The 21,995-nt window shown below is 36.9% G+C and carries 20 protein-coding genes; 12 read left to right on the forward strand and 8 right to left on the reverse strand.

The features are described from left to right. The first annotated feature begins 9 nt into the window (after window positions 1-9). The 4 genes from AEQSU_RS09715 (at window position 10) to AEQSU_RS09730 (ending at window position 6,348) form a co-directional block, all read left to right on the forward strand. Window positions 10-2,412, forward strand: coding sequence for a TonB-dependent receptor (locus AEQSU_RS09715; protein ID WP_042491868.1), 2,403 nt, complete (start codon window positions 10-12; stop codon window positions 2,410-2,412). 733 nt (window positions 2,413-3,145) lie between these two features. Beyond that, window positions 3,146-4,783 carry an ABC-F family ATP-binding cassette domain-containing protein gene (locus AEQSU_RS09720; RefSeq protein WP_014782691.1) on the forward strand — a complete coding sequence of 546 codons (1,638 nt, stop codon included), beginning with the start codon at window positions 3,146-3,148 and terminating at the stop codon, window positions 4,781-4,783. 106 nt (window positions 4,784-4,889) lie between these two features. After that, on the forward strand, window positions 4,890-5,642 hold the full coding sequence (locus tag AEQSU_RS09725; RefSeq protein WP_014782692.1) for a DJ-1/PfpI family protein: 753 nt from the start codon (window positions 4,890-4,892) through the stop codon (window positions 5,640-5,642). A gap of 202 nt (window positions 5,643-5,844) precedes the next feature. Continuing rightward, window positions 5,845-6,348, forward strand: coding sequence for a DUF4251 domain-containing protein (locus AEQSU_RS09730; RefSeq protein ID WP_014782693.1), 504 nt, complete (start codon window positions 5,845-5,847; stop codon window positions 6,346-6,348). A gap of 83 nt (window positions 6,349-6,431) precedes the next feature. Here the strand turns inward: AEQSU_RS09730 and AEQSU_RS09735 are convergent, their stop codons facing one another. Genes AEQSU_RS09735 through AEQSU_RS09750 form a run of 5 tightly spaced genes read right to left on the reverse strand, consistent with a single transcriptional unit; the run spans window position 6,432 to window position 9,737 of the window. Then, a complete protein-coding gene (locus AEQSU_RS09735; protein WP_014782694.1) occupies window positions 6,432-7,271 on the reverse strand; it encodes a PepSY-like domain-containing protein in 840 nt (279 codons plus the stop codon). Window positions 7,272-7,282: 11 nt separating this feature from the next. Continuing rightward, entirely contained in the window at window positions 7,283-7,717 is a 435-nt protein-coding gene (locus AEQSU_RS09740; RefSeq protein WP_014782695.1) for a PepSY-like domain-containing protein, read from the reverse strand. A 59-nt stretch (window positions 7,718-7,776) separates the two neighbouring features. After that, window positions 7,777-8,247 carry a sensor histidine kinase gene (locus tag AEQSU_RS16835; RefSeq protein ID WP_211206514.1) on the reverse strand — a complete coding sequence of 157 codons (471 nt, stop codon included), beginning with the start codon at window positions 8,245-8,247 and terminating at the stop codon, window positions 7,777-7,779. A 6-nt stretch (window positions 8,248-8,253) separates the two neighbouring features. Next, window positions 8,254-9,063, reverse strand: coding sequence for a histidine kinase dimerization/phospho-acceptor domain-containing protein (locus tag AEQSU_RS16840; RefSeq protein ID WP_211206515.1), 810 nt, complete (start codon window positions 9,061-9,063; stop codon window positions 8,254-8,256). Next, window positions 9,060-9,737: a response regulator transcription factor gene (locus tag AEQSU_RS09750; protein WP_014782696.1), complete on the reverse strand. Its 678-nt coding sequence runs from the start codon at window positions 9,735-9,737 to the stop codon at window positions 9,060-9,062. The genes AEQSU_RS16840 and AEQSU_RS09750 overlap by 4 nt, the downstream gene beginning before the upstream one ends. A 137-nt stretch (window positions 9,738-9,874) precedes the next feature. On the opposite strand from AEQSU_RS09750, the gene AEQSU_RS09755 reads away from it, so the two are divergent. Beyond that, entirely contained in the window at window positions 9,875-10,252 is a 378-nt protein-coding gene (locus AEQSU_RS09755; protein ID WP_014782697.1) for a PH domain-containing protein, read from the forward strand. 137 nt (window positions 10,253-10,389) lie between these two features. Here the strand turns inward: AEQSU_RS09755 and AEQSU_RS09760 are convergent, their stop codons facing one another. Continuing rightward, complete coding sequence (locus AEQSU_RS09760) at window positions 10,390-10,773, reverse strand: DUF3037 domain-containing protein (RefSeq protein ID WP_014782698.1); 384 nt, start codon at window positions 10,771-10,773, stop codon at window positions 10,390-10,392. Then, the gene (locus AEQSU_RS09765) at window positions 10,751-11,548 is read right to left on the reverse strand and encodes a HipA family kinase (RefSeq protein WP_014782699.1); all 798 of its coding nucleotides are present in this window, start codon (window positions 11,546-11,548) and stop codon (window positions 10,751-10,753) included. Before AEQSU_RS09765 ends, AEQSU_RS09760 begins: the two co-directional genes overlap by 23 nt. Before the next feature lie 144 nt (window positions 11,549-11,692). Between AEQSU_RS09765 and AEQSU_RS09770 the strand changes: the two genes are divergently transcribed. From AEQSU_RS09770 to AEQSU_RS09795, 6 genes are all read left to right on the forward strand, one after another. Next, entirely contained in the window at window positions 11,693-13,171 is a 1,479-nt protein-coding gene (locus tag AEQSU_RS09770; protein WP_014782700.1) for a potassium/proton antiporter, read from the forward strand. A 46-nt stretch (window positions 13,172-13,217) separates the two neighbouring features. Then, window positions 13,218-14,459 (forward strand): alpha/beta hydrolase-fold protein, encoded by a 1,242-nt coding sequence (locus AEQSU_RS09775; protein ID WP_014782701.1) that lies wholly within the window; start codon window positions 13,218-13,220, stop codon window positions 14,457-14,459. Between the two features lie 20 nt (window positions 14,460-14,479). Then, a complete protein-coding gene (locus AEQSU_RS09780) occupies window positions 14,480-15,007 on the forward strand; it encodes a DUF3124 domain-containing protein (protein WP_014782702.1) in 528 nt (175 codons plus the stop codon). 215 nt (window positions 15,008-15,222) lie between these two features. Next, window positions 15,223-15,984 carry a peroxide stress protein YaaA gene (gene yaaA / locus AEQSU_RS09785; RefSeq protein WP_014782703.1) on the forward strand — a complete coding sequence of 254 codons (762 nt, stop codon included), beginning with the start codon at window positions 15,223-15,225 and terminating at the stop codon, window positions 15,982-15,984. A gap of 6 nt (window positions 15,985-15,990) precedes the next feature. Next, the gene (locus AEQSU_RS09790) at window positions 15,991-16,419 is read left to right on the forward strand and encodes a PH domain-containing protein (RefSeq protein ID WP_014782704.1); all 429 of its coding nucleotides are present in this window, start codon (window positions 15,991-15,993) and stop codon (window positions 16,417-16,419) included. A 123-nt stretch (window positions 16,420-16,542) separates the two neighbouring features. After that, window positions 16,543-17,202 (forward strand): uracil-DNA glycosylase family protein, encoded by a 660-nt coding sequence (locus tag AEQSU_RS09795; RefSeq protein WP_014782705.1) that lies wholly within the window; start codon window positions 16,543-16,545, stop codon window positions 17,200-17,202. A gap of 126 nt (window positions 17,203-17,328) precedes the next feature. On the opposite strand, the gene AEQSU_RS09800 is transcribed toward AEQSU_RS09795, so the two are convergent. Continuing rightward, the gene (locus tag AEQSU_RS09800; RefSeq protein ID WP_042491874.1) at window positions 17,329-17,595 is read right to left on the reverse strand and encodes a hypothetical protein; all 267 of its coding nucleotides are present in this window, start codon (window positions 17,593-17,595) and stop codon (window positions 17,329-17,331) included. Between the two features lie 220 nt (window positions 17,596-17,815). Here AEQSU_RS09800 and AEQSU_RS09805 point away from each other — a divergent pair, with 220 nt between their 5' ends. Further along, window positions 17,816-21,613, forward strand: coding sequence for an HYR domain-containing protein (locus AEQSU_RS09805; RefSeq protein WP_014782706.1), 3,798 nt, complete (start codon window positions 17,816-17,818; stop codon window positions 21,611-21,613). Window positions 21,614-21,995 lie beyond the last annotated feature (382 nt).

Here is a 21,995-nt window from a genome sequence, read left to right on the forward strand (position 1 = left end):
AACCATAAGATGAAAAATAAATTCATGCTTTGGTTGTTGTTGGCTTTTGTGGGAACTTCCTACGCCCAAACAATAACCATTAAAGAGCAACAAACCAATGAACCTGTAGAGTTGGCAACTATCAATTCAGGGACAAAATTGTTTGCGACTACAAACTCCAAAGGACAAGCGGACATTTCAGCATTTAAAGGTGTTGAAAAGATCGAAATCCGCAGTTTGGGTCACAAAACAGTAATAAAAAGCTATTCTGAATTGGAAGCAGATGGCTTTACAATTTCCCTTGAAAACGCCAATTTTAGTTTAGATGAAGTAGTAATTTCTGGCTCGCGCTGGAGACAGAGCAGCGATGATGTTCCTGCTAAAATCATCTCTATTACGGCTAAGGAAGTGGCGCTTCAAAATCCGCAGACCGCAGCAGATCTTTTAGGAATTTCGGGGAAGGTATTTATCCAAAAAAGCCAGCAAGGTGGTGGAAGCCCAATGATTCGTGGCTTTTCTACTAGTAGATTACTTTACTCGGTAGATGGAGTTCGTATGAATACGGCCATTTTCCGCTCCGGAAACCTTCAGAATGTAATCAGTCTCGATCCTTTCGCCATTGAGAATACCGAAGTAGTATTTGGTCCAGGTTCTGTTATTTACGGTAGTGATGCCATTGGGGGCGTTATGAGTTTTAGAACTTTAACACCACAATTCTCGCTAACAGATGATCCGTTGATAACTGGGAAAGCAAACTTCCGTTATTCCTCAGCAAACAACGAAAAAACTGGGCATATGGATGTAAATGTAGGCTTTAAGAAATGGAGTTTTTTAACTAGTATAAGCTCTTTTGATTATGACAATCTGCGTCAAGGAAGCCACGGCCCGGAGGATTATATTCGGGATTATCACGTGCAGCGTCAAGACAGTATGGATGTTGTAATTACTCAGGAAGATAGATTACTACAGATTCCAACTGCCTATTCGCAAATTAATATGATGCAGAAATTTAGATTTCAGCCAAACGAAAAATGGGACTTCCAATATGGGTTTCACTATTCTGAAACTTCAGATTATGGGCGTTATGACCGCCACCAACGTGTAAAAAACGGAACGGCGCGCTATGCAGAATGGAACTACGGCCCACAAATCTGGATGATGAACAACTTGAGCATTGGCTACAGTGAATCCAATTCACTTTTTGATCAAATGAATATCCGCTTAGCGCATCAATACTTTGAAGAAAGCCGAATGGATCGTTCTTTAAATAAATCTGATAGAAGTATTAATGACGAAGAAGTTCATGCGTATTCCATAAATACAGACTTTATAAAAGCAACTGGTGAACGAAATACTGTTTTCTACGGACTGGAATATGTTTTGGATGACGTGAAATCCGCCGGTAAAATAACTGATATTACTACAGGTATTACTGAAGCAGGCCCATCGCGATATCCGAACAGTACTTGGCAATCATTGGCGGCTTATGTAACGGATGAATTCAAGGTTAACGACCGTTTTACCGTTAGCGGTGGCGCCAGATATAATCAAATTTTGTTGGATTCTGAGTTTGATACAACGTTTTATCCTTTTCCTTTTACCGAAGCGAGTTTGAGCAACGGAGCATTAACAGGAAGTTTAGGAGGTGTTTATCGCCCAACCGATACTTGGGTTTTAAGTGCAAATTTAGGAACTGCTTTCCGTGCGCCTAACGTTGATGATGTGGGAAAAGTGTTTGATTCTGCGCCAGGACAAGTTGTGGTTCCTAATCCAGACCTAAAGCCTGAATACGCCTATAATGCAGATTTGGGAGCGGCCAAAGTTTTTGGAGACGTTGTAAAAATTGACGTAACCGGATATTACACGCAACTAAAGAATTCTTTGCTGCGTCGTGATTTTAAACTAAATGGTCAAGATAGTATTCTATACCAAGGCGAAATAAGCAAAGTGCAAGCAATACAAAATTCTGCGGAAGCGAATATTTATGGAGTGCAATTTGGCCTCGAAATAAAATTGTCTCGTGGTTTTGGGTTTAGTACAGATTTCAACTTTCAAAAAGGAAAAGAGGAACTTGAGAATGGAGAAAAAAGCCCAGTTCGCCATTCAGCACCATTTTTTGGTATTTCTCGCTTAAATTACAAGACCCAAAAGTTGAGTATGGAAGTTAATTTTGCCTTTCAAGGAAAACGTGATTTCGATGATATGCCCGATGGCGAAAAGTCTAAAAAAGAACTTTATGCTCTAGATGAAAACGGAAACATTTACTCACCTTCTTGGTACACGCTAAACTTCAAGGGGCTTTATAAAGTTAGTGATACTTTTGATGTAAGTGGTGGTATTGATAACCTAACAGATCAACGCTATAGACCGTATGCTTCTGGAGTTTCGGGTGCGGGAAGAAATTTTGTTATGGCATTAACCGCACATTTTTAGAAATGCAATTCTTTGATTGTTAATCTTTTGATAAATAGAATTTTAGAAGTGAGTTTTTATATACTTTTAAAAAGTAAATGTTTATAACTCCCCACATAATTTAAGAAACCCACATTCAAAAGATGCGGGTTTTTTTTAGAAAATAAAAAAAGGGCCGAGCAAATAATATGGCACGGCTCGAGCCCTTTTTCATCATCAAACCAACTATTCAAAAAACAAAATTATACACGCGACTTGCGTTTTTTCATCTTTTTTTCTTCCAGTTTTTTTAATATTTTTTCCTGCTTCAGTGCGTTTGCATCTTTTGAAGAAGCTCTTAAATTTCTTTTAGACATGATAGATTTCTTTAAAATTTAAAACTAACATCCTAGTTTCCTTTCAAAATAAACCGCTCAAGCGAGTATAAAACACCAAAAAAAGGCGTTTTAAGATAGATGTGATTTTAAAAAAGGAAACTATTATGGCACACTCGCGGGTGCGCCTTAATTCGGGAAGATGATCTTCAATTTAAAGAATGAAACCAAAGATTTCCGCAACTCGATTGGGATACAAATGCTCTTGCTAAATAAATAAAAATCAAGCATATCGGACGTTTTTTGATTTCTGAACAAACATATCCAATTATAACTTGAAAAGCAAATATAAAGACCTCAAAAACCCCTTGATTAGTTTAATGAATCAATTCGTGCCAATCCACTTCTTTTTAATAGTTTTGCAGCCTTAAAAATTTGATATGATTTCAATAGATAATCTGGCAGTAGAATTTAGTGGCGATACACTTTTTAGTGATGTTAACTTCGTAGTAAACGAAAATGACAAAATTGCCCTAATGGGGAAAAACGGCGCAGGAAAAAGTACGATGATGAAAATTATCGCTGGTGAACAAACCCCAACTCGCGGTAATGTACGTGCGCCCAAAGACGCCGTGATTGCTTACTTGCCGCAACATTTGTTGACAGATGATACCGCAACAGTTTTTGAAGAAGCTTCCAAAGCCTTCAAGCAGATTTTTGAAATGCGGGACGAAATGGATCGCCTAAACAAAGAGCTGGAAACCCGCACCGATTATGAAAGTGATGCATATATGAACATCATCACCAAAGTTGCAGAGGTTGGTGAAAAATATTACGCTCTAGAAGAAATAAACTATGAAGCCGAAGTAGAAAAGGCCTTGCGCGGTCTAGGTTTTAAAAGAAGCGATTTGCACCGCCAAACTTCAGAATTTAGTGGCGGATGGCGTATGCGGATTGAATTGGCAAAATTATTACTTCAAAAACCAGATTTGATTTTGCTCGATGAACCTACAAACCACGTAGATATTGAATCCGTGATTTGGTTGGAAGATTTCTTGCTGAATAAAGCTAAAGCAGTAATCGTTATTTCGCATGACAGAACTTTTATAGACAATATTACAAACCGAACCATTGAGGTAACAATGGGGCGCATTTACGATTACAAAGCTAATTACAGCCACTATTTGCAGCTACGAGCTGATAGACGATCGCACCAAATAAAAGCTTATGAAGAGCAGCAAAAATTCATAGCCGAAACCCAACAGTTTATTGATCGTTTTAAAGGAACCTATTCCAAAACCAATCAAGTGAATTCCCGCGAGAAGATGCTTGAAAAGCTTCAGATTATTGAAATTGATGAAATAGATACTTCAGCATTAGCATTGCGTTTTCCTCCAGCACAACGCAGTGGCGATTATCCTGTGGTTGCGGAAGGACTTACCAAAAAGTATGGTGACCTCGTGGTTTTCAATGATGCAAACATGAGTATTTCCCGTGGTCAAAAAGTAAGTTTTGTGGGAAGAAATGGCGAAGGAAAATCTACAATGATTAAAGCCATTATGGGCGAAATAGATTTTGAAGGAACTTGCGCTTTGGGCCACAATGCTAAAGTGGGTTATTTTGCCCAAAACCAAGCCGCACTTTTAGACAAAGAACTTACCGTTTTCCAAACTGTAGATGAGGTTGCAAAAGGCGATATCCGGACGCAGATAAAAAATGTTTTAGGCCGTTTCATGTTTAGCGGAGATGCTATTGATAAAAAAGTAGGTTTGCTTTCTGGAGGTGAAAAAACACGTTTGGCAATGGTAAAATTATTGCTGGAACCCGTAAACGTATTAATTCTCGATGAACCAACGAACCACTTAGATTTAAAATCGAAAGATGTTTTGAAAGAAGCACTTCTTCAGTTTGATGGTACGTTGATTTTAGTTTCCCACGATAGAGATTTCTTACAAGGTCTTTCAGAAAAAGTTTTTGAATTCAAGGATAAGCGTGTGATTGAGCATTTTGAAAGCATCGACGATTTCCTACTTCGCAATAGAATTGAGAATTTGAAGGAGATTGATTTGAAAGCTTAAATTCAAGTTTATGAATTTATGTTTTTAACGGTTGCTTATGAGAGGTTTCCGCTGTATTCTCGTAATTTTGAATTACTAAAAAAACAAAACAATCTTTATAAATATCATGAAAAAATTAAGCATTTTATTTATCGTCCTTTCACTTCTTCTTGTAGGATGTATTTCCAACACCGATAAATCTACAGGTCCAGAACCTAGCCCAGCAGATCCAGAAGTTGTTGCTCAAATGGAGCAAGATGCCTTAAAACCAATAAACGACAGTTTGCCAATTATCGGTTTGTTAATGTACAACGGTGTTTTAACAACCGAAGTTACTGCGACGGCAGACGTTTTTACAAAACATACCGAAGCAGGAAAACAGCTTTTCAACGTAATCACAATTGCTGAAACCGCTGATCCGATCATAAGCGAAGAAGGTCTAAAAATTACACCAGATTATACTTTTGAAAACTGCCCAAAACTCGATGTTCTTTTTGTGCCAAGCGCTTATGATATGTACACCCAAGTTCACAATCCAAAAATTGTAGATTTCATAAAAGAGCAAAACAAAAACACAAAATATACAGTAAGCAATTGCGCCGGTGCACAACTTATCGGTGCAAGTGGAATTGCTGATGGCAAAAAGATCGTGACTTGGATCGGCGGTGGCGAACAGCTTCAAAAAGACTATCCAAACTTAAAAGTTCAAGATGATAAAGTTGTGAGATATATGGAAGATGGAAAGTTTATTTCATCTAACGGAAATCTTATCAGCTACGTTTCTGCATTAAACTTGTTGAAAAAAATGGCAGGGCAGGAACAGGTTGATTTTGTTGAATCTTACCTTTATATGAAAGAATTGCAGAACTGGAAACAGTGAAAAAGTCGCAATACACAGTCGCAGTAGCCAATAATCAGTAGACTCGCGATTTATCGAGTGCAATCGGATAAACTGCGCACACGGATAAATATTCCTTTGCGACCTCTGCGTCAAACCTTTATGCTCTCTGTGGTTAAATGGAGGAACAATGACTTTTCGGCATAGAACTTGTTAAATTTCATTCGTTAAAAAAGAAAGAATTATGAAAACTCCAAGCTTTATATTCGCTGCAATTTTTGGTTTAGCACTCGGAACTGTTTCGGCACAAAAGAAAAATTTAAAAGAAAAACCTGCACTTGAAAATGAAAACAGCAATGCTATTGAAAGCCTACTAAATTCTCAGACTTTTGAGTTTATTGCTACTACTGCATATGCTATCAGTGAAACCCCTAAAAGTATAGCAGGAAGTGGATATTCCGTAACTTTTTCTCCAGAAAAAATTGTTAGCAATCTTCCATATTATGGAAGAGCTTATAGCGGAATGACGATGGGACGTGATAAAGGAATGCGCTTTAAAGGAAAACCTGAAGATTTTACAGTTGATAAGAAAAACGAATACCTTGTAAATACGACTGTTTATGGCGAAAACGATACTTATGAAATATCCTTGTCAGTAAACACCTCTGGTTATGCCACTCTTTCCATAAGTAGTAATGACCGCGGAACAATAACGTATCAGGGGGAGGTTAAGTATTTTTCGGAATAACTTTCAATTTCAATAAAAAATGAATAGCGGCTTAAGGTTTTTACCAAAGCCGCTATTTTTTACTGGGTTATTGAAGGATTTTGCTAATCGTTATCAACTCTTATAAAAACTCCATCTAGAGTGAATTCTAATTCGGTGTCATTATTTAATTCCACTTGTTGGAATTCGTCTTCAAATTCCCAATCCGTGATATAATTGTTAGGATAGTTTTGCGCTACATAATCTAAGATAGATTGAGGAATAACTGAATCTGGCAGTTGGTATTCTCCATCAATTTCAATTATTGCAAAGGCTTGGTTAAAGGTTAATTCAAAATTTCCGGTTAAAAATAGTTCATAGGAAATTACATTGTTTTCTGTTTCCTTGATTGCTCTCAAAATAGAATTACCGCCAAAATGCGTTGTGATATATGTTTTAATCTCAGTAGGTATTTCACCTTCAGTAAGTATTACTTCAGTTTCATCATCATCGTCATTATCGGTATCTACTCTTATAAAAACACCATCTAAAGTAAATTCAAGTTCTAGGTCATTATTCAATTCTACTTCTTGATAGTTTGTTTCCAATTCCCAATCGGTAATAAAATTGTTTGGATAGTTTTGTGCAACATAATCTAATATAGGTTGCGGAATAACTGAATTAGGAAGTTGTGAGTCGTCGTCAATATCTGTAATCTCAAAGTTGTTGTTAAATTCCAGAATAATACGTTCACTTAAAAACACATCGTAGCTTATTTCTTTATTATCTGTTTCTTTCACTACGCGGTCTATCGTGTTTGAAGCAAAATTTGTTGATACGTAATTTTTTATCTCCGCCGGAATTTCGGCCTCAGATAAATTAACCGTTGTATCATTATCATCGTCTTTACTGCAAGACGCAAATGTTAGTGAAAGTACGCAAAGTACTAATGCAAGATTTTTCATAATTTAAGATTTTATTTGTTTTGGATTAACTGTCCGTCTGCAGAAAAGTGAAGATGTCTTTCATCATTTCCTTTTTCAATTTCAACCCAAAAGCTTTCCGTTTTATTTTCGGTAAATTTTTTGGCATCGTCAATGGAATAATCGACAAACTGTGTTTTAATTGTTTCTTTTATAGCCTGTGGAATATCACTTTCAGAAATTTCTTCGGAATATTTAATCATCTTTCCGGATTGATCAAACCAAGCTTCGTAATCGTTAAACCAACCAATTTCAAATTCTACGTTATACTGTTCGCCATGGCGTTCCCATTCCACATCGCTAGCTTTTGGAAAGTCCTTTTTAAAAGTGTTTAGTACAACTGATGGAACTTGGCTTTCTGCCATATCCTGTGCGAAAAGTGAGGCAGTTCCCAAAAGTACTGCCACTAAAAATGTTACTGTTTTCATCTGTTTTTTTTTAAATTATAAAACAAATGTAGCAGCCAATTCTGGAAGGAATTTGGAATCTATTTCTGCGGAAGAATATTTTTGAAATTTACCGTAAAACAGTGACTGTTATCTTTAAAGTGATACATGATGGGCAATTCATAGAAATCGCAAATAGCTTTACATACTGCCAATCCCAATCCGGTACTTTGGGTTTTGGTCGCGTTTTTTTGAAAACGGGTAAAAATATTTTCTTGCAGAAGTGACGCGTTATTTCCTGAATTGCAGATCGAAAATTCGTGTTTCGTATATGATATATTAATTTTACCGCTTTCAATATTGTGAAAAACAGCGTTCTTTATTAAATTTGAAATAAGTATTGACGCCAAAGAAGTATCCATTATTACTTGCAGACTTTCTTCTTCTTCAATAGCGATTTTTATCTGTTTATATTCTGCAAAATCTTCAAAATTGGCCCAGCTCTCTTTACCCAATTCATTAATAGAAATAAGGGATTGACCCAGAAACTGCTTGTTTTCAATCTTCGCCAACAGTAGTTAGGATTTGTTTAGTTGCGTTAAACGTTCAACCATATTTATTACTTCGGCTATGGTGTTTGCATCTGCATCCTTTAAGTTTTCAGACTCCAGCAAAAGTTCCAGTTTATTGGCAATTATAGCCAACGGAGTTTGCAGTTCGTGCGAAGCATTTTCAGTAAACTGCTTTTGCGATTTATAGGCCTCGCGAGAGTGACTTATAAGCGCATTGGAGGCTTTTTGCAGTTCAACAAATTCAGCTGTTTTTGTGGGAATGTTTATGCTTGTTTCCTCTTTATCTACTCTATAATTTTTCAACCTATTCAAAATATCATAAAAGGGGTTCCACACTTTACGTAGAATTACGTTATTTATAATAATTGTGCTTCCCACCAAGATGAGGAAAAGCCAAACAACGCTCCAAAAAGAGTCTTCAATTAGATCGTCCTCCTCAACCAAAGAAGAGATTACCTTAAGCCTATAATAATTGTTTTGATACTGAAATGCAGAATGCAAAATACGCACCGGCTCTAAATCGTCTTCATTGGCGCGATACATTAAAGTATCTTTATAAACATCTCGTTGGGACAGTGCTTCTTTTTTAGAAATAGGGTGTATTTCAAAATTATTACCTCCAAATTGTCTTTGAAGAAGTAAGGTAGAATCTGTCCGCACTTTTTGGATAAGCAGCAACTTGTTGTTTTGCAGCCCATCATCAATACTATCCCGAATTTCATCTTTTAGGTTGAAATAGAAGATAACCGCCCAAATTCCAATTATAAAAAGAAAGGCCAGAGAAAGATAGATAAGGGAGCGGTTTAAAAGTTTCATTGTTCAATCAATTTATAACCTACACCATAAACGGACTCAATGCTCACGTCTGTCGAGGATTCCTGTAATTTTTTTCTCAAATTTTTTATTTGATAATAGATAAAATCGAAATTATCTGCTTGGTCTATCTGATCGCCCCAAACGTATTCTGCCAGAGCTGTTTTTGTAATAAGACGGTTTTTATTGAGTAGGAAATAGTTTAGTATATCAAACTCCTTTCTGTTAAGATGGATGGGCTGTTGGTTTACAAAAAGTGTTCGCTCGTCAATATCAAAAATTAGGTTTCCTATTTCAATGGTGTTTTTTCCATTCAAGCTTTTTCTGCGCAGTACAGCCTTAATGCGTGCGTTTAATTCGGCGATGTGAAAAGGCTTGGTTAAATAATCATCGGCACCCAGTTCCAATCCTTTAAGTTTATCATCTAAAGAGTCTTTGGCAGAAATGATTATAACATTTTCAGATTTGCCAATTGCTTTTAATTCTGAAAGGATTTCTAAACCGTTACCATTAGGAAGCATAACGTCTAGCAAGATACAATCGTAATCGTAAATTGCAATTTTTTCCACTGCATCGCTGAAATTTTCCGCAGTTTCCACTACATAAAATTCTTTTAGAAGCGATGCAACAAGCGTATCACGCAGCTCTTTTTCGTCTTCAATTAACAAAATTTTCATCGCTTAAAAGTAGAAATTAACATGGGAAAGATTTGGGAATTTTTGGTTTTTTAAAAAGATTGCACATATTTTTGGGATTAGTTACTGTATTAATAAATAACTTATAGTAACCTCTAAACTTTCAAACAAACTTAAAAATGAGTCTATTCAATAAAATATTAGGAAACGCAAGTGAGGTTTCTTCGGAAAAATTAAACGAGAAATACGGTCGGCTATTGATTAGTGGGGAAGAAGTGGAACTTGGTTTCAAACTTTTTCGCGATGTGTTTATGTTTACAAACAAACGCTTAATTTTAATTGACGTACAAGGAATAACGGGAAGTAAAGCCGAGTACAAATGTTTGCCTTACAAGCACATTTCGAGATTTTCGTTGGAAACCGCCGGTACTTTTGATTTAGATGCAGAGTTAAAAATCTGGATTTCCAGTGAAGACTTACCCACGGTGAGCAAAAAATTCAATAAAAGCATAGATATTTACGAAGTGCAGAAATATTTGGCTGCGAAGGTTTTGTAGTTGCAGGATTCAGTCTCAGTCTCAGTTTTCAGTAGCGTCGACTAAATCTATTTGGGTGTCAACCTTTAAACTTATAAACCCTTTTACGGCGGGCAGGCTTCTAAACTTTTAAACTATTCAACTTTTAAACTTTTTTTTCAAAGCACCAATTCCCCAAAAAGCCTTTCCAAAGTAGCTTCAAGATCATCGCTAAATCCATTATGTGGGCGTGAAGTTTGAAGGGAAGAACTGCGTTGCGCCGTAAGCCATCGGAATCTGTCGGGAATTTCCCATGATGCCACAGGACCACCATCTTTGGAACCCGAACAAATTTTTTCAAAAGCCTTTAAATTGTTTTCTAGCTCATCAACTTCCAATTCGCAGGAAAAAAGGTTTAGTTTATCGGTGTCAATGCGGTATTTACAATTCAGATATTTGGCGTCTTTGCTGAAAATAATTATTCCAACATTTAGGAATTCCTCACGTTCAACACGCGGAACCAAACGTATTACCGCATATTCATACAAGTGTTTTCCGGGCATCCTGAATTTGTTTTACAAAGTTGTTTGAATTGTTTCTTCTAAGCACTAAAAATTGAAAATACACTTCCCTGATTTCTGCTACATTCATTTCTGAACCTTCCCATTGCAACCAATCGGTTGGAATAAGATTGGTTATTTCGCTTAATTTTTCGTCTGAAAGTAGCGCGACCATTTCACTGTTTATTTCTTCAACAAAAGCCGCTTGTGGTAACAGAACGTGGTCTTTACTATATGGAAACGGACTTACTGCCGCTTTTTTCCAATCGCCCCAAGAATGGTGAAAATAGAACGTGGCTCCGTGATCTATTAACCACAGTTCTTTATGCCAAATAAGCATATTGGTGTTTTTTACTGTTCGGTCTATATTTGTTATAAATGCGTCTAGCCAAATAATTTTTGAAGCTAATCTTTCTTCTACTTGTGTAACAATTGGGTCGAAGGTAAGAGCTCCCGAAAGAAAATGTAACGCCAAGTTTAAACCCTGGCTACCTTTTAATAAATCCTGAATTTCTTCATCACCTTCACTACGACCAAAGGCTTCGTCTAAGTTTGCAAAAACTAGTTCGGGTACCTTTAATCCTAAAATACGTGCAATTTCGCCGCCTAATAATTCGGCAATCAAAGCTTTAACACCGTGACCAGCACCTCGAAATTTTAAAACGTATTTAAAATCGTCGTTCGCTTCAGCCAATGCTGGTAATGAGCCGCCTTCTCGGAGTGGAGTTATGTAACGCGTAACGTTTACGGTGCGAAGTTCTATTTTGCTATTTGTCATTGTATACAAAATTAGAGTTATTTGTGAATATGGAGCTCAAATTTTAAACTGATATTTTTTTGTTGACTTTAAAAAATTGATTGTGGTTATTTTAAAAAATTTAAATTTGTATTTTTCGGAAATGCAATTATAAACTGAAAGTTATTGGATCTAACCATTGAAAACATTCTGCTTATTGGCTCGCTCTTACTTTTTATAAGTATTATAGCGGGTAAAACTTCATATAAATTTGGCGTTCCCACCTTAGTGCTTTTCTTGGGGATTGGAATGCTTGCTGGTGAAGATGGTATTGGCGGAATTAGCTTCGACGATCCTCAAATTGCGCAATTAATAGGTATAATATCATTAAATTTTATTCTTTTTTCTGGTGGGCTCGATACAGATTGGAAAGCGGTAAAACCTATAATGAAAGAAGGTCTCGCACTTTCTACCCTTGGCGTTTTATTAACGGCTGTGGGTTTGGGAACTTTTGTTTATTACGTTACCGACTTTACCATTTATGAAAGTTTGCTCCTTGGCAGTATAGTATCATCTACAGATGCTGCTGCAGTATTTTCCATATTACGTTCAAAAAACCTTGCGCTCCGTGCCAATTTACGTCCCACGTTAGAGATGGAAAGCGGTAGTAATGACCCAATGGCTTATGTGCTAACCATTGCTTTTTTAGGGTTAGTAATTAATCAAGACAAAGGCTTAGCATCCATGATTCCGTTATTTTTTCAGCAAATGATTCTCGGTACCATTGCCGGTTTTGGTTTTGGGAAATTAAGCAAGATTATCATCAACAGAATTAAATTAGATTTTGAAGGTTTATACCCAGTGCTTGTAATAGCTTTAATGTTTATTACCTTTTCCGTGACCGATTTTGTGGGAGGGAATGGTTTTCTTGCTATCTACATTTGTGCGCTCTATCTAGGAAATCAATACTTGATACACAAAAAAACCATACTTAAAATGTATGATGGTTTGGCTTGGTTGATGCAGATTGTACTTTTCTTAACCTTGGGGCTTTTGGTTTTTCCTTCGCAGATTGTTCCTGTGATTGGCATCGGACTAATTATATCCTTGTTTTTAATATTGGTGGCACGTCCTGCGGCTGTTTTTATTAGTCTTATTCCCTTTAAAATGAAATTGCGCAGACGATTTTATATTTCGTGGGTTGGTTTACGAGGAGCAGTGCCTATTGTATTTGCAACATATCCATTGTTAGCAGGTATTGATAAGGCGAATATGATTTTTAATATCGTGTTTTTCATTTCCCTAACCTCTATTTTGATTCAAGGAACTACCCTTTCAGTAGTTGCTAAATGGTTAAAAGTGAGCATTCCCAGCGAAGAAAAAATATTGACTCCTTCAGAAAAATTTCTTGAGGAACATCCCAAAACTGAAATGCGGGAGATAGGTATTGCAAACGGAAATAAAGTTGTAGGTAAAAAAATTGTGGATATTGAATTTCCTAAAACTGCGATTATAGCAATGATTAAAAGAGATGAAAAATACATAACACCAAATGGCAGTACTGCAATTAAGGAGGATGATGTGTTAATCGTGCTTTCAGAATCTAAAAAAGGAATCAAGAAAGTGTATAAGGCTTTAAAAATCAGAGAGTTTTCGTCTGCATAAATTTAAAGTTAAATTATATTCGTGGTAATCATATAATTAGATAGTTATGAAAAATCAAAAATTACTATTGCTTCTGCTATTGTTTTACTCGGCAACTTTTTTTGCCCAAGATATTTCCATCGGAAAACGTGATAAAGTATATTCTGAAATCTTGCAGCAAGACAGGGAATTTTCTGTGTATCTGCCACCGTCCTATAATACTTCGGTAAGCCAAAAGTATCCCATGCTCTATATTTTGGATGGCGATTACAACTTTCAATATGTTGCTGGCTTTTTAGAGTTACAGGGTGCAATTAGTGAAATTATTCCCGAAATGATTCTAGTCGCAATTTCAGGAAAAGGAACAAATGAATACCGTAAAAACTGTAAACCCAATATAGATGGCGTGGAAGATAGCGGCAATGCTAAAGAAGTAGTAAATTTCATTGAAAAGGAATTGATTCCCTATGTAAACAAAAACTACAAAGCCTCTGATTACAAAATCTTGGGCGGCCATTCTGTGGGTGGAATATTTGTTGTAAATACAGCAATTAATCATCCTGACCTCTTCAATAATTATATAGCAATCAGTCCGGCGCTTTGGTGGGGAAAAAATGCAATGGAAGATGTGCTTAAAAACACTTGGGGTAAAACCGAAAGCACCACAGCAAGCTTGTATATTTCGCTGGCCAATGAAAAGGGAATGGGCGTTTCAGAATTTGTGAAGAAAATTCCCAAGAGCATTATGGAGAAAAATGTAAAGTATCAAGAATTTCCCAATGAAACCCATAACTCCGTGGGACTCGTTACTTATAAATGGGCATTGACTGATATTTTTAAAAATTGGTTTGTAGAAAAACTATATTTTTCTTCTGCCCCAGAATTAAAAAACCATTATGCCGAAGTGCAAAAGCAGTACGGGAATATTTTTAATATTACTCCTTCCGTAGTGGGTTACACAAATTATATTCTGAAAAAAAACGATAAAGAGCGAAAGAAGGTTGCTGAAGCTTTTAAGGTTTTGAGTACAGATGCGTATGTTTTGTTCAATAACGCCCAAGCTGGAGACCTTATGGAAGCTGAAAAGTATGAAGAAGCCGAACTGCTTTTAAAAGAAGCACTAACTACAAACCCGAATAGCTTTGATAGTTATAACGTATTAGCGAAAGTTAAAATGGCAAACGGCAACGCAACCGAAGCAAGCAAAACTATTGAAAAAGCAATATATCTTTCAAACCAACAAAATGCTAGACAATGGCAAAAAAACGAATTGCTGGAAACGAAGGATAACATCGATAAAAAGCTGTAGTTTTATAGGAATATAAAATCATGAGAAGTCACTTAAAAATATACAAACTCACAGCATTTCTATTCCTCTTTGGAATGCTTTTGGGATGTGAAGAACCCAAAGAAATAAGTTCATATAGCCCAAATCACTGGGAGAACCATTATGCTGATATCCCACAAATGGATTCGCTGCAATCAGGAATTACCTATTTAAGTATTTACTCGCATATTTACAGTCTCACTTTGGCAACCTCACACAATCTTACCGCCATGGTTAGTCTTCGGAATGTGAGTAAAACAGATACAATCTATATTTCAACAGCAGATTATTATAGTACTGAGGGAGAGTTGATTCGGCATTATTTCAAAAAACCAATCTACCTAAAACCTTTGGAAACTGTAGAAATTGTAATAGACGAAACCGATGAACACGGTGGCAGCGGTGCCAATTTTATTTTTGAATGGACCACAAAACCCACAATCCCAGAACCACTTTTTGAAGCAATTATGACTTCGCTTCGAGGCTCGCAGGGATTGAGTTTTACTACGATTGGGAGAAGGATTGAATAATATTTAAAATTCAATATTCTGCACATTGAAATAGATTTATTTTCAAATCCGATTAACTCTGTGTCCTCTGTGTCTCTGTGTTAAAAATCACCACAAAGGCACAGAGGGCACAAAGTTTTAATAAGTATTTAATACCTAAAACCCAGCTTTGAATATTGAATTTTAAACCTTGAATCTATTTTCTTTTCATTAATTTTGAAGAAAAAGCTTAATAGATGAAAATAGTAGTTTCCCCAGCAAAAACACTCGATTTTGAATCCAAACTTCCTACAACACGAGGCACCCAACCCAAATTTTTAGAGGAAGCCGAAATGATAAACAACAAACTGGAACGCAAAAGCAAAAAAGCCATCGGCGAGTTGATGCACATAAGCGATAAATTGGCAGAGCTCAATTACCAGCGTTACAAAGAATTCAATACACCATTTACCACAGAAAATGCCCGCCCAGCGGTTTACGCCTTTGCTGGCGATGTTTACACTGGCTTGGATGCTTACACAATTCCTTCAGGAAAAATTGATTTGTTGCAAGACTCATTGCGCATACTTTCGGGAATGTATGGAATACTTCGTCCGTTAGATTTAATGCAGCCTTATCGTCTTGAAATGGGAACTAAAATCGCTATAAATCGAAAAAAGGATTTGTATGCTTTTTGGAAAAAAACACTCACCGAAACTTTAAATGATGAATTGAAAAATAATGAGTTATTCTTAAATCTCGCAAGTGTAGAGTACTTCAACGCCATTGATGAAAAGAAGTTGAAAGTACCTGTAATTTCCCCAGTTTTTAAAGATTTCAAAAATGGAAAACTGAAAATAATTTCCTTTTACGCCAAAAAAGCACGCGGTAGTATGACGCGGTTTGCCATTGATAATAATGTAAAAACTTTGGATGACTTGAAGGCGTTTAATTATGATGGCTATGGTTTTAGTGAAGAATATACGGAGAAGGAGCATGAGCCTGTTTTTATAAGATAATTAAAAATGAAATTTAAAAGCAGAAAGGATTTTCTTTTCATTGTAATCATTTTTGGACTTAATACATTTTTGATTGGTATTACGGTTTATGGGCACATAACTGGTGAAATTGAACCAAAAGAATATTGGACATCTGCTGTTATTTTTGCGCTTGTTGGGTTTGTGTTTTGGATATTTTTTACAACCAATTATGAACTGAATCAAACTCATTTCATATATAGAAGTGGTCCTTTTAGAGGAAAAATAAAAATTGAAAGCATTCGGAAAATTGAAGCTGGAAAAACAATGTGGGTTGGTTTTAAGCCTGCTACTGCAAGGAAAGGATTGATTGTACATTATGATAAATTCAATGAAATATACATCAGCCCAAAAACCAATGAAGCTTTTATTCAAAAAATTTTAGAACTGAATAATACAATTGAAATCGAAACTTAAATCGAAAAAGAAATCGAAATCGATCCCGATAACTAAAGGGACGAAACCGAAACTGACCTCGAGGCTTCGCGAAAAATCAAAAATCGTTAATCAGCAATCGTTAATCAAAAACCGTAAATCATTTTGTTCCACCACATTCACCCATATCCACCGTATATTCCCGAAACCGCTACTAAGTTAATTGTAGGTACGCTTCCGCCGCCGCGTTTCACAACTGGCGAATTGAAGGAGGGCGATGTAGATTTCTGCTACGGCAGTCGTGACGGACAATTATGGACCATTCTAGATAAGATTTTCGGTTTAAACTTAAAGTTTGAAACCACAGCCGAAGCAATAGAACAACGCGAATATTTTCTTAAAAAAAGAGGAATTGGTATTTGTGATATAGTAGCTTCTGCGAGACGCGAAAAAGTGGATGCTTCAGATATTGGAATGCAAGAAGCAGAATTACGTGACTTGGTTGTTATTCTTCAGCAAAACCCAAAAATAGACACGCTTCTTTTCACAGGAGGAAACAGTAAAAATGGTCCAGAATATTTCTTCCGAAGAAAATTAAAAGAATACAATATTTCATTAGAATTGGTTTCCAACAAAGTGCCTAGAATTCACAAATTCCAACTTCCTGAAAATGGTAGAATTGTAAAAACAGTTTCCTTAATTGCACCTTCAGGAGCTGCGAATAGGGCAGTGGGAAGTCTTGCTTCCTATAAAAAAATGAAAGCTGAATTTCCTGAAAAAACTACCATCGATTTTCGGGTAGAGCAGTACCGACCTTTCTTTTAAATACTATTAAAACTCTCCGCTAAAGGGGTTGGGTCAAGCCAAATACTTAAATGTAAAGACCTAACAGATTTAAGAGACCTGTTAGGTTTGCCAAATTTAAAACGTAAAATTAAAAATCGGTGGCACTTACGATAAACCACTAGCCTTCGGTATTTTCGAGCCCAATTTTGGTTTCGTTTTTAGTAAACTTTCCATTATTATTTGTGAAAAAGGTGGGAGCCATCCCCTCATCGGTTCTAAAAGATCTAGGTCTTTATCCTTGTTATTATCTGAAAAAACAGCTTCGGAAAACATTCCGATTTCTTTACGCGAAGGATTTTCTTTTGTTCCATTATCTGAATATTCTAATTTATTCCTCTTTTTTGAAGTTTCTGAACAAGAAATTAATAGCATTGAAAATTAGGCTTTATGAATATTTTTTTCCGAAGGAAATGTGTTAGTTGCTTTTAAATAAGACGATTATGACTTACATATTTTATATTTTTTTTGTTCAGTTGAAATATTTCTTAATTCTTTAAAATTATAGTTATCAGGATTAATTTGTAATTAGGGATAATTTAACTATTTTTAACGACATATTAACTAGTAACTATAAATTTAAATTTATGAAATTATGAAGAAAATTACGTTAACACTCTTATTGCTCTTATTTGCAATTGGGAGTTCTTTTAGTCAATGTATTGCTACTTCGGCCTTTGGCACTATTGTGTCTAATAATTCTGGAAATGTTCAGAATATTACGACCTGTAACTTTGGTGGCGAGTACGGTACAGTAAGTGGCCTATTGATTGGTGAAGATTACACTTTTACCTCTACGGCTGCTTCTATTACAATTACCGACACCAGCAATAATGTTATTGCTTTTGGACCGTCTCCCGTTACTGTTATTGGGGTTACGGTAACAACACTTAGATCTCACATACACAGTAGTCTATTTCCTACTTGTGGTACTGCAGCATCTTGTTTTGTGTCATCCATTCAACTTATATCACCACCGCCACCGGCACCAGCAAACGATCTTTGCGCTAATGCAATAACCATAACAGGGGACGGTGTAATTTCAGGTACATCAGTTGGAGCAACAATTGATGCGGCTCCGGCTTGTGGAACCTCAGTTTCTTCACCCGGTGTTTGGTACAAATTTACTGATGTTTCGGGAACAGGAGGTACTGTAGATTTAAGTCTTTGCACTGGTACATCTTATGATACTAAGCTTTCTGTTTATACCGGTAGTTGTGGAACCTTTACCTGTGTTACAGGAAATGATGACTCCTGTGGTGTTCAAAGTGCTGTGAATTTTACCACAGATGGTTCTTCTACATATTATGTATTAGTGCATTCCTTTGGAGGAGCTACTGGTGCATTTGAACTTACCGTAAGTGGTTTCCCTGTGGTTGGCACAGGTAATCCGCCAATCATTGCTTGTCCTGCAGATATTGTTATAAACAATGCTCCAGGAACCTGCGGTGCAGTGGCAAACTTTGCTGGTATCGCTATTGATGATGAAGATGGAAATATTTCTGCATCGATAATAGCTACTCCTGCTAGCGGAAGTACTTTCGCAGTAGGCGTTACTACAGTAGTACTTTCAGTAACTGATAGCGATAACAACACCGTTACCTGTTCTTTTACAGTTACAGTAAATGACAACGAGCTACCAGTAGCCGTTTGTCAAGACATAACAGTAGATATAGACCCAGTAACAGGAATGGCAACAATAGCAGCTGCTGATGTGGACAATGGTTCTACAGACAACTGTGGCATTGCTTCTATGAGCTTGGATATTTCATCTTTTGATTGCACAATGACTGGTGCAAACACCGTAGTTCTTACTATTACAGATAACTCTGGAAATATTGCAACCTGTACTTCTACCGTTACCGTACAAGACGTTACCGCTCCTGTTATCACTTGTATTGGTGGAGTAGCAACTGTTTCCGTATCTGAAGATTTTGAAGGTGCTACTATTCCATCTGGTTGGACTACTGATATACAAGCAGGAACTTACGACTGGACATTTGGTTCAGGCGATATGCCATTAGGTGCAGATTTCCCAACCAATGCAGCCATCTTTGATGATGATGCAGCCGGAAGCGGACAAGTAAACTTAGTTAGTTTACTATCTCCTGTATATGATATTTCTGCCGCAACTTCTGCCACTGTATCTTTTGATTATATTTTGAAAGACTTTATAGGCTTTGGAGTACTGACAGTAGATGTTTATGATGGAGCAACTTGGCAACAGATACTTATTGTTGACGATATTGACGTTGGTCCAGTTAATACAGGTGATCTTGATATGATGGCATATGCCAATGCTAATTTCCAAGTACGTTTTACCTATGACGATGAGGGTTCTTGGGCTTATGGCGCAGGAATAGATAACTTCTTGTTGAACTACGAATCTGCAGCCGGTGGTGGTCTTGATGTATTTCTTGATGCAAACGGAATGGCAAGTGTAGATCCAAACGATCTTTTATTGAGCGTTGATGAAGCGTGTGGATATACTGTTACTGCTGGCGGAGCCGGTGGTGGATATTCAGACTCACTTACAACCTTATTTGCTTCAGGCAATGGAGGATCTGCTAACTGGACTGTAATGTATGACGTTTCCGTAGGTCCAAACGATATTGAGATCACCGATCTTGATGTAAATACAGATGCTACAACAGCCTTTACTTTAGATTTATATACTTTAGTAGGTACTTATGTAGGTAATGAAACCAACGCTGGTGCTTGGGGAGCAGCTGTAACTTCTGGATCAGGTACCGGAGCTGGAATTGACAATCCGAGTAATGCAGTTCTTGCAACACCCGTTACACTTTCTGCGAATACTACTTATGGTATTGCCGTAATTATGAATGTACCAGTAAAATACACCAATGGTACAGGTTGTCCTGGAAACCAATGTTATGACAATGCAGATCTTTCTATTAATCTAGGAACTTCTGTTGCAGGAGTCTTTACTGGTTCCGTATTCCCTAACCGAGTTTGGAATGGAACAATCAACTATACAGTTGGCTCATCAGGTGGCGGTCTCGACTTCACTTGTGCAGACCTTGGTCCAAACCAAGTAGAAGTAACAGTTACGGATGCAAGTGGAAACGAGTCTACCTGTATAGCAACAGTTAATGTTATTGACAACATTGCTCCTGTAATTACTTGTGGAACAAATCCAACAGTTTCAGAAACAGAGGATTTTGAAGGAACTACCGTTCCTGCAGGATGGTCTACTGAGATTCTAGCTGGAGTTGCAGATTGGACCTTTGGTTCTGGCGCAATGCCTACTGGTGATGATTTCACATCCAACGCAGCAATCTTTAATGATGACGCAGCTGGTAGTGGACAAACCAATAAAGTTTCCTTATCTTCTCCAGTATACGACCTTACAGACGCAACCAATGTATTGGTTGGCTATGATGTTGCTTTCCAGGAATCTGGAGACCAAACATTCACTGTTGAGGTTTATGATGGAACAGCTTGGCAACAAATAGCACTTTACGATGCAGATTTGGTTCCAAACATCCAAACGGAGTCAATTGATGCTTCTGCTTTTGCAAATGCAGCGTTCCAAGTTCGTTGGACTTTTGACGATCTTGGCGGTTGGGGCTGGGCAGCTGGCGTAGATAATTTTGATCTCAGCTATGAACTTGCTGGAACAGGCAATGTTGTAGAAGTTGAGCTTGGACCTGATGGAACTACAACCATCGATCCTTATAGCCTTCTTTCTGATATAGTTGAAGCTTGTGGAATTAGCACCATCGCAGTAGATGTAACCACAGTTAGCTGTGCAGATATTGGAACTCCAATAATGATTACCGTGTTTGTAAGTGATGCTAGTGGCAACATTGCCTCTTGTACTGCCGAAGTAAATGTGGTAGACAAACTTGCTCCAGTAATTACCTGCCCAGCAGATCAAACTGTTGATCCAGGAGCTGGTGGCTTGTTCTACATCTTGCCAGACTATTTTGCAACTGGCGAAGCTACAGCTGTTGACAACTGTACCGACCCAGTAACCATCACAAGCCAGTCTCCAGCAGTGGGAACTCCGCTTCCTGATGGAACACACACCATTACACTAACTGCCGAGGATGAATACGGAAACGTTTCTACTTGTAGTTTTGTACTTACTGTGGAAACCACAATTGGTGTTGGTGAAAACTCATTGGACAAAGGTTTGGCATTATATCCAAACCCAGCGAGCAATGTGGTTAACCTTGTGAACAAGACCAACATTTCTTTAGAGAAAATGATGATCTATGACATAAACGGAAAACTAGTAAACACAACAGACCTTCGCACAATGCAAGGTGAAAAAGCAGTAGATGTTTCATCACTTGCTTCTGGCGTTTATGTAGTTCAGATAATTGGTAACAACGCAAGCACTGTGAAACGCTTGATTAAAGAGTAATTACCAAATAATTAACCAACCAAAAAAAGGAAATCCCTTCAGCTTTTGCTGAGGGGGTTTTTTGATTTTAAACAAATTGAAGCATTACAAAACCTTCTAAAATTTTTTTAAAAATCTAAATAAAAGCGGTTTTGCAAGAATGTATAATTTAGAAATCCAAAACTGCACTAGCTCATCATATTCAAACATACTCCCCTAGTTTTTTGGGTATGCTAAATAGCTATTGGAAAATGATTAAACACCTTTTTTCTCTAAATCATATCATATAAAAGCCTTTCCCAAAATACGGAAAGGCTTTTTTAATGCTTTACTGTTAGTTTTCATAGTAAATTAATCATAGATATCTTTTTAACATAGATTTTTAAATTAATGGTTTAAATAT

It is taken from the genome of Aequorivita sublithincola DSM 14238, assembly GCF_000265385.1.
GTDB lineage: Bacteria > Bacteroidota > Bacteroidia > Flavobacteriales > Flavobacteriaceae > Aequorivita > Aequorivita sublithincola.